General features: G+C 72.3%; 10 protein-coding genes and 1 tRNA gene. 6 read left to right on the forward strand and 5 right to left on the reverse strand.

Annotated elements, in window-relative coordinates; genetic code table 11:
• Positions 1–3: 3 nt before the first annotated feature.
• The 5 genes from ybgF to ACFO3Q_RS06390 all read left to right on the forward strand — a co-directional run bounded on the left by ybgF (position 4) and on the right by ACFO3Q_RS06390 (position 3,224).
• Positions 4–876, forward strand: a complete 873-nt coding sequence (gene ybgF, locus ACFO3Q_RS06370) for a tol-pal system protein YbgF (protein WP_377003810.1) — start codon at positions 4–6, stop codon at positions 874–876.
• A gap of 56 nt (positions 877–932) precedes the next feature.
• Positions 933–1,628, forward strand: coding sequence for a 7-carboxy-7-deazaguanine synthase QueE (gene queE / locus ACFO3Q_RS06375; protein WP_377003811.1), 696 nt, complete (start codon positions 933–935; stop codon positions 1,626–1,628).
• 133 nt (positions 1,629–1,761) lie between these two features.
• On the forward strand, positions 1,762–2,433 hold the full coding sequence (queC, locus tag ACFO3Q_RS06380) for a 7-cyano-7-deazaguanine synthase QueC (protein WP_377003812.1): 672 nt from the start codon (positions 1,762–1,764) through the stop codon (positions 2,431–2,433).
• A 66-nt stretch (positions 2,434–2,499) separates the two neighbouring features.
• Positions 2,500–2,575: transfer RNA gene (locus ACFO3Q_RS06385), tRNA-Lys, on the forward strand.
• Between the two features lie 385 nt (positions 2,576–2,960).
• Complete coding sequence (locus ACFO3Q_RS06390; RefSeq protein WP_377003813.1) at positions 2,961–3,224, forward strand: hypothetical protein; 264 nt, start codon at positions 2,961–2,963, stop codon at positions 3,222–3,224.
• 16 nt (positions 3,225–3,240) lie between these two features.
• On the opposite strand, the gene recQ is transcribed toward ACFO3Q_RS06390, so the two are convergent.
• From recQ to ACFO3Q_RS06405, 3 genes are all read right to left on the reverse strand, one after another.
• Positions 3,241–5,043: a DNA helicase RecQ gene (recQ, locus tag ACFO3Q_RS06395; RefSeq protein WP_377003814.1), complete on the reverse strand. Its 1,803-nt coding sequence runs from the start codon at positions 5,041–5,043 to the stop codon at positions 3,241–3,243.
• A 112-nt stretch (positions 5,044–5,155) separates the two neighbouring features.
• Entirely contained in the window at positions 5,156–7,372 is a 2,217-nt protein-coding gene (locus tag ACFO3Q_RS06400; RefSeq protein WP_377003815.1) for a S8 family serine peptidase, read from the reverse strand.
• A 210-nt stretch (positions 7,373–7,582) separates the two neighbouring features.
• Entirely contained in the window at positions 7,583–8,095 is a 513-nt protein-coding gene (locus ACFO3Q_RS06405) for a Dps family protein (protein WP_377003816.1), read from the reverse strand.
• An 86-nt stretch (positions 8,096–8,181) separates the two neighbouring features.
• Here ACFO3Q_RS06405 and hrpA point away from each other — a divergent pair, with 86 nt between their 5' ends.
• Positions 8,182–12,072: an ATP-dependent RNA helicase HrpA gene (gene hrpA / locus ACFO3Q_RS06410; protein WP_377003817.1), complete on the forward strand. Its 3,891-nt coding sequence runs from the start codon at positions 8,182–8,184 to the stop codon at positions 12,070–12,072.
• Here hrpA and ACFO3Q_RS06415 read toward each other — a convergent pair.
• Complete coding sequence (locus ACFO3Q_RS06415; protein ID WP_377003818.1) at positions 12,056–12,541, reverse strand: hypothetical protein; 486 nt, start codon at positions 12,539–12,541, stop codon at positions 12,056–12,058. The two genes, hrpA and ACFO3Q_RS06415, sit on opposite strands and share 17 nt — an antisense overlap.
• A gap of 29 nt (positions 12,542–12,570) precedes the next feature.
• On the reverse strand, positions 12,571–13,056 hold the full coding sequence (locus ACFO3Q_RS06420; protein WP_377003819.1) for a hypothetical protein: 486 nt from the start codon (positions 13,054–13,056) through the stop codon (positions 12,571–12,573).
• Positions 13,057–13,119 lie beyond the last annotated feature (63 nt).

Raw genomic sequence — 13,119 nt, forward strand, 5'->3', positions numbered from 1 at the left:
GAAATGCACGTACGTTTCCTGCAAGTCGCGATCGTAGCGGCGGCCCTCGTGGCCGCCGCTCCGGTATCTGCGCAACGCGCGAGCCTCGCCGATCGCGTGGCCGCACTCGAACAGCAGCAGGCCCGCCAGGGCAGCGAGTCCTCGTTCGAGCAGGTCAACCGCATGATGCAGCTCCAGTCGGAGCTCCAGGCGTTGCGCGGCCAGGTCGAGTCGATGCAGGCGGAGCTCGAGCAGCTCCGGACGCGCAGTCGCCAGCAATATGTCGACCTCGATGCCCGCATCGGCCGCATCGAAGGTGGCCAGCTTCCTGCCGGCGGCGGTGCCGACGGCACGCTCATGGAGCCCCCGGAGCTCGGGCGGCAGGGCGGCGAAGGCGCGGCCGCGCCGGTCAGCGAACCCGTCGCCGAGCTGCGCCGGGTCGGGCAGTCCGTCATCCCGGGCTCCCAGCTCGGGACCGACGGCGCCGCCGCGGCGCCCGCGGATCCCGCGACCGAACGCGCCGACTACCAGGCCGCGTTCGACGCGCTGAAGGAGGGCCAGTACGCCGACGCCGCAGCGCGCTTCCGCAGCTTCATCGAGCGTCATCCCCAGAGCGCGTTGATCGACAACGCCAACTACTGGCTGGGCGAGTCCTACTACGTCACCCAGAACTACGACCTGGCGCTGGAGGCCTTCCAGACCCTCGTCCAGCGCTACCCCGATTCCGACAAGGCGCCCGGCGCCCTGCTGAAGGCGGGTTATTCGCAGCTCGAGCTGCGCCAGTACGACGCCGGCGAGGCCACCCTCCGCCGCGTGCTCGAACAGTATCCCGGTACGCCCGAGGCCTCGCTGGCCGACGGCCGCCTGCGCGGGCTGGTCCTCGACCGCCAGCGCTGATCCGACCGCGCCGGCCGGCCGCCGCGTATCATCGCGGCCGCGCCGCCCAGGGTTCCATGATGTCCGTCCAGCCTTCTCCCGTTGCGGCCATGCCGGATGACGCGGCCGCCCCGGAGCGGCTGCGCATCACCGAGGTCTTCCTGTCCCTGCAGGGCGAGTCGCTCAGCATCGGCCGGCCGACCGTCTTCGTGCGCCTGACCGGCTGCCCGCTCCGCTGCGTCTACTGCGACACCGCCTACGCCTTCCACGGTGGCGCCTGGCGCGACATCGACGCGCTGGTGGACGAGGTGGTGGGCTTCGGCGTCCGCCACGTCTGCGTCACCGGCGGCGAGCCGCTCGCGCAGAAGCGCTGCCTGATCCTCCTGCGCCGGCTCTGCGACGCCGGGCTCACGGTGTCGCTGGAGACCTCGGGTGCGCTCGACGTCTCCGCGGTGGACCCGCGCGTCTCGCGCGTGCTCGACATCAAGACGCCGGCCTCCGGCGAGGCTGCACGCAACCTCTGGAGCAATCTTCCGCTGCTGACGGCGCGCGACCAGGTGAAGTTCGTCGTCTGCGGCCGCGAGGACTACGAGTGGGCCCGCGAGGTGGTGAGGACGCACGGCCTCGCCGCCCGCTGCGAGGTGCTGTTCTCGCCGAGCCACGGGCAGGTCGACCCGACCGCGCTCGCCGACTGGATCGTGGCCGACCGCCTCGACGTGCGTTTCCAGCTGCAGCTGCACAAGCTGCTGTGGAACGACGCGCAGGGCCGTTGAGCCGGCTGCGTCCCACCCTTGGCAACGTGACGCGCGCGCGCTCGGCAGCCCGGCGTCCCCGGCACCGCAGCGTACCCACCTCGAAGGGCGTGAGACGCTCTAGACTGCCCCTTCTCCGATGCAACGCACACGCATGAGTACCCGCAACGCCGTCGTCCTCCTTTCCGGAGGCATGGATTCCGCAGTCGTCCTCGCCATGGCGCGCGAGGCGGGCTTCGCCTGCCACGCCCTGAGCGTGTCCTACGGACAGCGCCACACCTCCGAGCTGGCCGCCGCGGCCCGCGTCGCGGACATGCTCGGTGCGGTCGCGCACAAGACCGTGCAGGTGGACCTGCGCGCCATCGGCGGGTCGGCGCTGACCGACGACATCGACGTGCCGGCGAGCGGTGGCGACGGCATCCCCGTCACCTATGTCCCGGCGCGCAACACGATCATGCTCTCGGTCGCGCTCGGCTGGGCCGAGGTGCTCGGCGCCGGCGACATCTACTGCGGCGTCAACGCGGTGGACTACTCCGGCTACCCCGACTGCCGTCCGGCCTTCGTCGAGGCCTTCGAACGGCTCGCCAACCTCGCCACCAAGGCCGCCGTCGAGGGCAGGCCGCTGCACGTGCGGGCACCGCTGATCGCCCTGTCGAAGGCGGACATCGTGCGCGAGGGGCTGCGGCTGGGCGTCGACTTCGCGCAGACCGTCTCCTGCTACCGCGCCGATCTGGACGGGCGCGCCTGCGGCGCCTGCGACGCCTGCCGGCTCCGCGCCGAAGGCTTCGCGGCAGCCGGCGTGGCCGATCCCACCCGCTACGCTTGACGGACATCGCGCGGCGCATCGGGTAGACTCCTCCGCCCCGCGGCGCATGCCGCCGCGCGGCGCTGTGGGCCGTTAGCTCAGTCGGTAGAGCATCGGACTTTTAATCCGCTGGTCGTTGGTTCGAATCCAACACGGCCCACCACCCCATCGACGACGGGTTGCGCATGGCGCCCAGCCATGCTCGCGGCCCGGCAGCCGTGCCCGACCGCAGGGATGCCGAGGTCCTGGACGCTCCTCATCGCGGCGCTGTGTGCCCGTTGGGCTGTGGCCTGGTGGTTTGCCGGACGTGGCCCGTCGATGGACCTCCCTCTGCAGCCCTCCGTTCGTGCGCAGGGGGCGGAGGGCTGGGCTGGTTGCGGAGGTCCGAATGCGCGCGTCGTCCGCGTCGCCGCACTGGCTGCGCAGAGGGTGTGGTCGCCGGAACGGCGAACGCCGCGTCGCGTCCGCGTGAACGCCAGCGTGAAATTTCCGGACGCACGCGGCTGCGCCGGCGGCTATCGTGTCCGGGAGGGCAGCAAGGCAGCATCATGCGCACGATAAGAGGATTCCGGCTCGAACCGGCGAGCACCTGCGTACCGGCCATCGAGGGCGAGGACGTCTACGTCCCCGCGATCCATGTGGTGGGCAACGGCGTCGACGCGGTGTGGCCGTGCGCGCCGGGCGTGGCGACGGCGATGAGCCTCAGGGCGGCGAACATGATCGCCGAGGCCTACATCGTGGCGGTGGTCGACGTGGGCCCGGACGGCATGCCGGTCTTCCCGCCCCTGCACGACGTCGCGTTGCCGGCCTGACGCCGTCGGCCGGGGCTCAGTCCGCCTCGGCGAGCGCGTCCAGCACCGCCTGTCCGTAGCGCTGCAGCTTGCTGCTGCCGACCCCGTCGATCGAGGCCAGTTCGCTCAGGCGTGCCGGACGCGAGAACGCGATGGCGCGCAGGGTCGCGTCGTGGAAGATCACGTAGGCCGGCACGTTCTGCTCGCGCGCCAGGCGGGCGCGCAGGGCGCGGAGCCGTTCGAACACGGCGGCGTCGGCGGGGTCGAGCGCGGGCGCGCTGTCCACCCGGGCCGAGCGGCTGCGCTCGCGGCCGCGGCGGACGTCCCGGCGCAGGGCCACCTTCACCTCGCCGCGCAGCACCGGGCGCGCGGCCGGCGTGAGGTGGAGGCCGCCGTGCCCTTCCGCGTCCACCGCCAGCCAGCCCGCGGCGACGAGCTGGCGGAACACGCTGCGCCACTGCCAGGCGTCCAGTTCGGTGCCGATGCCGAAGGTGCTGAGACCGTCGTGCCCGAGCTGCCGGATGCGCTCGGTGTCGGCGCCGCGGAGGATGTCGATCATGTGCGTCGCGCCGAAGCGCTGGCCGCTGCGGTAGACGCAGGACAGCGCCTTCTGCGCGGCCACCGTCGCGTCCCAGGTCTCGACCGGGTCGAGGCAGGCGTCGCAGTTGCCGCAGGGCTGCGGGTAGGTCTCGCCGAAGGCCGCGAGCAGGGTCTGGCGGCGGCAGCGCGTGCTCTCGCAGTAGCCGAGGAGGGCGTCGAGCTTGGCGCGCTCCACGCGCTTGCGTTCGTCGCTGGCTTCGCCGGACTCGATCATCTGCTTGAGCAGGACGACGTCGCCCAGGCCGTAGCACAGCCAGGCCTGCGCGGGTTCGCCGTCGCGGCCCGCGCGGCCGGTCTCCTGGTAGTACCCCTCGAGCGACTTGGGCAGGTCCATGTGCGCCACGAAGCGCACGTCGGGCTTGTCGATGCCCATGCCGAAGGCGATGGTCGCCACCACCACCACGCCGTCCTCGCGCAGGAAGCGGCGCTGGTTGGCGGCGCGGACGCCCGCATCCAGCCCGGCGTGGTAGGGCAGGGCGTCGATGCCCTGCTCGCGCAGCAGGGCGGCGGTCTCCTCCACCTTGCGGCGCGACAGGCAGTAGACGATGCCGGCCTCGCCGCGATGGTCCTCGAGGAAGTCCAGGAGCTGGCGCCGCGCGTTGGTCTTGGGGACGACGCGATAGCGGATGTTGGGGCGGTCGAACGAGCTGACGAAGTGGCGGGCGTCGGCGAGGTCGAGGCGTTCGGCGATCTCGCGCTGGGTGGGCGGGTCCGCGGTGGCGGTCAGCGCGATGCGCGGCACCTGCGGCCAGCGCTCGTGCAGGACGTTGAGCTCCCGGTACTCGGGCCGGAAGTCGTGGCCCCACTGCGACACGCAGTGCGCCTCGTCGATGGCGAACAGCGCGATGGTCGCGCGGTCGAGCAGGGACAGGAAGCGGGCGGTCAGCAGCCGCTCCGGGGCCACGTACAGCAGGTCGAGCTCGCCGTCGACGAGGCGCCGCTCCACCTCCATCGCGCTGGCCGCGTCGAGCGAGGAGTTCAGGAAGGCCGCCGCCACGCCCAGCTGTTCCAGCGCCTCGACCTGGTCCTGCATGAGCGCGATGAGGGGCGAGACGACGATGCCGGTGCCGCGGCGCGCGAGCGCCGGCACCTGGTAGCACAGCGACTTGCCCGCGCCGGTGGGCATGAGCACCAGGCAGTCGTGTCCGGCCACCACGTGCTCGACGATCTCGCGCTGCGGGCCGCGGAAGTCGTCGTGGCCGAAGACGCGCTGGAGCAGGGCGTGCGGGGACTCGTGCATCCGCACAAGGGTAGCAAGCCGGACGTTCGCCGCGCTGGACGGCGGTGCGGGCACGCGCAAAAAAAGGGCCCCGGCCGACGCCGGGGCCCGACTCACCTGAACGGGGATCAGGTCAGTTGACCGTGGCGCGGAAGGTCGCGCGCGCGAAGGCGCGTTCGCCGATCACCTTGAAGTACCAGGTGCCCGCCGCCGGATTGGCGATCGTGATGAGCTCGTTGTTGCCCGGGCGCTGCGAGGCGTAGTCGTGGGCGTCGGCATCCGGTTCGACGCCCTCCGCCGCGTACAGGCTGATGTCGCCGCTGCCGCCGGAGGTCTGCACCCGCAGGCTGGCGGCGCCGGCCGGCACCTCGATGGTGTAGACGAGCTCGTCGCCGGCGGCACCTGCGAGGTCGCGCACCAGCTCGCCGCTGCTCACCGGCACCGCGTCGCCCGGCTCGAGCCAGTCGGCCAGCAGGGCGACGCCGCTGAACGCGCTGTAGGCGCGCACGTCGACGTACCAGGTGCCAGCTTCCGGCGTCGGGAAGGTGCAGGTCTCGTTGTTGCCGGCGAGGTAGGGGCGGCAGTCGTAGACGGTGGTGGAAGGCTCGCCGCCGAAGCGCACGTACAGGTCGGCATCGCCGGTCCCGCCGGAGATCGCGACGCTCAGGTTCGTCGCGTTCGCCGGCACGTCGAACTGGTAGGTCAGGACCTGCCCCGTCGCGGCCGAGAGGCCCGTCACCGGCACGCCCTTCTGCAGTTCGTCGCGGGGTTCGGGCTCGGGCTCGGGATCCGGGCCCGGATCGCCCGGGTCGTCGACCAGCCGCGCCAGGGCGGCGGGGATGTCGATCAGGCCGTGGCCGAAGGTCGTGTCGTAGCCCGGCGCGCCCAGGTCCTCGGCGGTCTGCTCCAGCGCGCGGCGGATCTGGTAGTTGGTCCAGGTCGGATCGGCGCTCTTGAGCAGCGCGGCGGCGCCCGCGACGTGCGGAGTGGCCATCGAGGTGCCCGAGTTGTAGGCGAGGGCCGTGTCGGAGAGCGTGGGGATGGCCGAGGCGGTCGCGCTCTGCCCGAGCAGGTTGGCGGCGATGTACTGGCCGTCGGCCTGGCTGATGTCGAGAGCGGGGATGGTCGAGCTGACCACCGTGCCGCCGATCGCGCCCGGGACGTTGTTGTAGATGACCGAGGCGACGCCGCCGGCGGCCGCGACGTTGCCGTTCTTCTCCTCGAAGCTGATCTCGCCGCGCTCGCACAGCACGACCTTCCCGGCCCAGGCGCTGTCGCTCGCCGTGCACAGGCCGCCATCGACGAGCTCGCCGGTCGCCGCGGTCTCGGTGCTGCCCTCCATCGACTGGGCGAAGAAGGTCTGGCCGCCCACGGTCAGCTCGGCCTCCTGCACGTAGTAGGCGCTCAGCACGGAGACCGCGGGGGCGGCCACGCTGACCTGGTCGTTGCGCTGGGAGCTCGTGTAGGCGTCCTTGTTGATGTCGACGCCGCCGACCGACATCACCACCGGGTAGGAGGCCGGGTAGCTGTAGGAGGTATTGCCGGCGTTGCCCGCCGCGGCGATGCTCAGGATGCCCTGCTGGGCGAGCGCGTTGAACGCGGCCTCCTCCGCGGCGATGGCGTTGCTGCCGCCGAGGCTCATGTTGATGACGTCGGCGCCCGCGTCCGCGCAGCGGTTGGCGGCGTCGACGAGATCGGAGGCATAGCTCCAGGTGCAGTTGCCCGCGTTGCCGTTGCCGAACACCTTGACGATGAACAGCGACACCTCGCCGGGGCTCACGCCGACCACGCCCTCGCCCTGGTAGGCGGCGGCGATGGTGCCGGCGACGTGCGTGCCGTGGCCGCAGACGTCGGTGTTCCAGTTGCTCGGATGGCCGCCGATGACGTCCACGCCCTGGAAGTCGACGTGGTTGGCCTGGAGGCCGGAGTCGATCACGCAGACCGTGGTGCCGGCGCCGGTGACCGCGTCGTCGTCGATCTGGCCGTCGCGGTCGGCGTCCCACAGGTCGCGCGCCTTCACCAGGTCGATGCCGTAGGGGATGGTCTCCGCCATCGGATAGCGCTTGGCGTCGACCTCCACCTTGACCACGTCCGCGCGCTGGCGCAGGCGCTCGACCGCCGCGGCGGGCACGGTGACGGCGACGGCGTTCTGGCGGTCGAGGCTGTGGTGCACGACCGCACGCTCCTGGCTGAGCGCGTGGGTCAGGCTGGCCTTGGCGCCCGGCTTGAACTGGACGATGACGCGCTCGGTGGCGTCCTGGGTCGTGGGGGACTGGGCGTGGACGAGGCCCGCGCCGGCGCCCATGGCGAGGCCGAGCGCGAGCGCCTGGGCCAGCTTGCTGTGCTTCATCGTGAGTTCTCCGCGTTGGTGGCAGCGACCCGTACAGGGCGGGCCGACCTGGAAACGCCTCGAACTTAGCACCGGCATGAGCGGCCGCTGAACGCACACGGGCCACGCATGCAGGGCCCGTGGCACGCGTGAAACACGCAGCGACACGCGGAGACAACGACGCCCGGCGCGGGGCCGGGCGTCGTCGGGAAAACAGGCGGGGGAGTCTGCCTACTGCAGCATGGAGCGCAGCATCCAGGCGGTCTTCTCGTGGTGGGTCATGCGCTCCGTCACCAGGTCGGCGGTGGGCTGGTCGTTGGCCTCGTCCGCGACCTTGAAGACCTCGCGCGCGCTGCGCGACGCGGCCTCGTGGCCTTCCACGAGCTGGCGGAGCATCGATTCCCAGTCGGGGATGCCGGTCTCCTCGGCGATCGACGACAGCTCGGAGAACTGCTTGCCCGAGCCCGGCACGAACACGCCCAGGGCACGGATGCGCTCGGCGATCTCGTCCGTCGCCGTCCACAGTTCGTTGTACTGGGTCTCGAACATGTTGTGCAGCGAATTGAAGTGCGGCCCGGTCACGTTCCAGTGGAAGTTGTGGGTCTTGAGGTAGAGCGTGTAGGTGTCGGCGAGCAGCCGCGTCATCGCCTCGGCGATCTGCGTGCGGTCCTGTTCGTCGATGCCGATGCGGATCTGCGGGTCCGGTTTCTCGAGTTTGGACACGGTGTTCTCCGGGGTGGCCATTGCGCGTCTCCAGGAAGGATGGACCTTAGAATTATGGGCCGGATGCGTTCAGGCCAAATGAATTCGCCGGATCGCGCCCATAGTCGATGTCTATCGTGAAGCCCAGCGCCGCTCCCGCCCCGTCGTTCCCACCCGAGTTCGAGGAGACCCTCAGCCGCGACCGCGGGCGCCTGTTGCGCCTGCGCGGGGAGGCGCGCAGGCCCGGTGCGAAACCGGCGCTGCGCGAGCGCTACGAGGCCGCGCTGGCGGCCTCGCGCGCGGCCCATGCGGCGCGGCGCGCGCAGGCGCCCACGCCGACCTTCCCCGAGGACCTGCCGGTGGCGCGCGAGGCGGAGCGCATCGTCGCGCTGATCCGCAGCCACCAGGTGGTGGTCGTCGCGGGCGAGACGGGCTCGGGCAAGACCACGCAGCTTCCCAAGCTGTGCCTGGCGGCCGGGCGCGGCGTGGCCGGCATGATCGGCTGTACCCAGCCGCGCCGCATCGCCGCGCGCGCGGTGGCGCGGCGCGTGGCGGAGGAGCTGGGCAGCGAGATCGGCGGCGCGGTGGGCTTCCAGGTGCGCTTCACCGACAACGTGTCCGAGCGCACCCACATCAAGTTCATGACCGACGGCATCCTGCTCGCCGAGATCGCCTCGGACCGCTGGTTGTCGGCCTACGACACGATCATCGTCGACGAGGCGCACGAGCGCAGCCTCAACATCGACTTCCTGCTCGGCTTCCTCAAGACCCTGCTGGCGCGCCGGCCCGACCTCAAGCTGATCGTCACCTCGGCGACCATCGACACCGGCCGCTTCGCGAAGCACTTCGGCGACGCGCCGGTGGTGGACGTGGCCGGGCGCAGCCATCCGGTCGAGGTGCGCTGGCGCGGCGGCGCGCAGGCGGCCGGCGATGACGAGGAGGGCGCGCAGGAGCCGCGCTCGATGGTCGAGGCCATCGTCGCCGCGATGGACGAGATCGCCCGCGAGGACCCGCGTGGCGACACCCTGGTGTTCCTGCCGGGCGAGCGCGAGATCCGCGACACCCACCAGGCGCTCGAGCGCCGCAAGTACCGCGAGACCGAGGTGCTGCCCCTGTACGCGCGGCTCTCCGCGCGCGACCAGGACCGCGTGTTCAACCCGGGGCCGAAGCGGCGCATCGTGCTCGCCACCAACGTGGCCGAGACCTCGCTCACGGTCCCGCGCATCCGCTACGTGATCGACCCGGGCGTGGCCCGGGTCAAGCGCTACAGCCCGCGGCAGAAGCTCGACCGCCTGCACATCGAGAAGATCAGCCAGGCCAGCGCCAACCAGCGCGCCGGCCGCTGCGGGCGCGTGGCCGCGGGCGTGTGCTACCGGCTCTACGACGAGAGCGACTTCCTCTCGCGGCCCGCGTTCACCGACCCCGAGATCCTGCGCGCCTCGCTGGCCGGCGTGATCCTGCGCATGCTCGACGCGCGCCTCGGCCGCATCGAGGACTTCCCCTTCCTGGAAGCGCCGGACCCGCGCGCGGTGGCCGACGGCTGGCAGCAGCTCGTCGAACTCGGCGCGGTCGACGATGCGCGCCGGCTCACCGCGGTCGGCCGCGCGATGGCGCGGATGCCGGTCGATCCCAAGCTCGCGCGCATCCTGGTCGCCGCGAACGCCCACGGCTGCCTGCGCGAGGCGCTGGTGATCTGCGCCTTCCTCGGCATCCAGGATCCGCGCGAGCGCCCGGCCGACGCACGCCAGGCGGCGGACCAGGCGCACGCGGAATTCAACGATCCGCGCAGCGAGTTCGTCGGCGTGCTGAACCTCTGGGCCGCCTATCGCACGGCGCACGAGGAACTCACCCAGTCGAAGCTGCGCGACTGGTGTGGCAAGCGCTTCCTCGGCTTCCTGCGCATGCGCGAATGGCGCGAGCTGCACCGCCAGCTGCACGTGCTGGTCGGCGATCTCGGCTGGGCCGAGAACAGCGAGCCGGCCAAGTACCCGGCGCTGCACCGCGCGCTGATCGCGGGCCTGCCGACCCAGGTCGGCCACCGCGCCGACAAGCAGCTCTACGAGGGGCCGCGCGGGCGGCGCTACCAGGTGTTCCCCGGTTCCTCGCTGGCCTCGAAGCCGCCGCCGTGGATGCTCTCGGCCGTGCTGCTCGACACCCAGAAGGTCTGGGGCCTGATGAACGCGGCCATCGAGCCGGACTGGGCGATCGCCGAGCTTCCGCACCTCCTCGCGCGCCGCTACCACGATCCGCACTGGTCGCGGGCGCAGGGGCGGGTGATCGGCAGCGAGCAGATCTCCCTGTTCGGCCTGGTGCTCGCACCCAGGCGGCCGGTGCACTACGGCGCCCTGTTCCCGCTGGAGTCGCGCGAGATCTTCGTGCGCGAGGGACTGGTGCCGGGCGAGGTCGACACCCGCGTCGCCTTCCTCGAGCGCAACCTCGCGACGCTGGAGAAGGCCAGGGAGGAGGAGGCCAAGCTGCGCCGGGTGGGGCTGGTCGCCGACGCAGACTGGCAGGCGCGCTGGTATCTCGACCGCCTGCCGGCCGACATCAACAGCGCCGTGGCGCTGGAGAGCTGGTACCGGACGCTGGACGCGGCCGGCAAGGCGGCGCTGCAGTGGTCGCTCGCCGAACTGCTGCCCGGCGAGGGCAGCGAGGCCGACCGCTATCCCAGGTACCTCGCGCTCGGCGACGTGCGCCTGGCGATGCACTACCGCTTCGAGCCCGGCGCCGAGGACGACGGCGTCACCCTGGATGTCCCGCTGCACCTGCTCAACGCGCTGGACGCCGCGCGGCTGTCCTGGCTGGCCCCGGGCTTCGTCGAGGAACTGGCGACCGCCCTGATCCGCGGCCTGCCGAAGGCGCAGCGGCGCAACTACGTGCCGGCGCCGGACTTCGCCCGCGCCTTCGCCGAGGCCTTCCCGCAGCCGAGCGCCGACAGCCTGCCCGGCGAACTGGCGCGCTTCCTGTCGCGGGCGACCGGCGCGGCGCTGGCGCCGACCGACTTCGACGTGGCCGCGCTGGAGCCGCACCTGCGCATGAACGTCCGCCTGCTCGACCGCAGCGGCCGCAATGTGCTGGCGATGTCGCGCGACCTGGACGCGCTGCGCGCGCGCTTCGCCCGCGATGCCGAGCGCGCCTTCGCCGCGCATGCCGCGCAGGGCATGGCGCGGGAGGGGCTGGTGGCGTTTCCGGAGACACCGATCCCGGTCTCCATCCCCGGCGATGCCGGCGTGCCCGCGTATCCGGCGCTGGTGGACACCGGCGATGCGGCCGCGCTGCGCGTGTTCGCCGATCGTGCGGCGGCCGACGCGGCCCATCCCGGAGGGGTCCGGCGGCTGCTCGCCATCGCGCTGGACGACCGCATCCGCCAGGCCCGCAGGCAGTTGCCGGTGACGCCGAAGACCGGCCTGCTCTACGCCACCATCGAGTCCGCCGACCAGCTGCGCGGCGATCTCGTCGAGGCGGCGCTGTCGGCGGTGCTCGGCGACGGCCTCGGCGGCATCCGCGACGCGGCCGCGTTCGAGGCCCGCCGCGAACAGGCGGCGAAGGCGCTGTTTCCCGAGGCGGTGCGCCGGCTGGAGCTCGCCGAGGCCATCCTCCAGGCCGTGGGCGCGCTGCGCCCCGCACTGGAAGCGCCCCTGATGGGCTGGGCCCGCGGCAACCTCGACGACCTGCGTGCCCAGCTCGAGGCGCTCGTCCATCCGGGCTTCCTGCGGGAGACGCCCGCCGAGGCGCTGACCGAGTTCCCGCGCTACCTGCGCGCGATGCTGCTGCGGGCCGAGCGCGCCAAGCGCGACCCGGCGCGCGACCAGCAGCGCATGCTGGAGATCGCGCCCTTCGTGCAGGCCCTGGCCGAGGCGCGCGCGGCGGGGCTCGCCCACGATCCCGAGTGGCAGGCCCTGCGCTGGGAGCTGGAGGAACTGCGCGTGTCCCTGTTCGCCCAGGAACTCGGCACCCGCGGCGCCGTCTCCCCGAAGCGCCTGGCGCGCAGGCTGGAAGGGCTCAGTCGACGCGGTTGACGCGCGCGCGGATCGGGTGGCCCTCGACCCGCATCAGCCAGGAGCCCAGCGAGCCGGGAGAGATGGTCACCGTCGGCGCGTGGCTCGCACGCGGCGCCACGTAGGCCGGCGTGTTGCGCACCTGCCATCGCTGCCCGTTCTCGAACTCGAAGATGTCCCCCTCTCCGCGCCATCCGCGGAAGGTGCCGACCATGCGCAGGGTCTGCTCCTCGCGGGCCGGGGCGCTCTGGCGGCGGCCGAAGTCGCTCGGCGGCGCGTGCTGCGCGGTGGCCTCCGTCGCCGTGGCGTCCCGCCGCGCCAGCCAGGCCTCCAGGCGGGCGAGCTCCTCGCCGTCGAGCTTGTGCAGGCCCATGGCGTGGAATTCCTCGGCGCCGAGGGTCTCGCGCAGCGGCGTGTCGTCGGCGGCCGAGGCGCCGGCTGCGAGCAGGGCCAGGGCGAAGGAGAGGGCGAGCGGGTGGAAACGGATCATGGAGGTGCTCCGGTGGAAAACGGGGTCGGCTAGCGGACGCGCCGGACCTTGAAGGTGGTGCCGTAGCCTTCGAGGCGCAGATACCAGGTGCCGACGAGGCCGGGCCGGATCACGACGCGCGGATCGGTCAGTTCGCGGGTGACCAGGCTGGTGGGCTCGACCTGCGCCCACACCTGGCCGTTCTCGAGTTCGAACTGCTGCCCCGCGCGGATGCCGCGGAACGTGCCGGGCAGGGTGCTCTCGATCGGCGCGCGGCTCGTCCTCTCGGGCAGGCCGCGGCGCGCCTCGCGCTCCTCGGCCAGGACCTCGGACCGCACGGTCTCCTCGCGCTGGCCGAACTCGCGGCGCAGCCAGGCATCGAGGTTGCGGCGTTCCTCCTCGCTGAGCCTGTCGAGCCCCGCGGCGCGGAATTCCTCCGGGCTCATGCGCGACTGCAGGGAGAACGACTGCGCGGCCGCGGGGGAGCCGCAGGCGACGAGGACGAGGGCGAGCGCGACGCGAAGCGGAGCAGGCATGGACGGACTCCGGCGGGTGAAGTTTGGGCTAGTGTAATCCGCTCCTCCGTGCCGGTTTCCAAG

The sequence above is a fragment of the Coralloluteibacterium thermophilum genome (assembly GCF_042654365.1).
Classification (GTDB): Bacteria; Pseudomonadota; Gammaproteobacteria; order Xanthomonadales; family Xanthomonadaceae; genus Coralloluteibacterium; species Coralloluteibacterium thermophilum.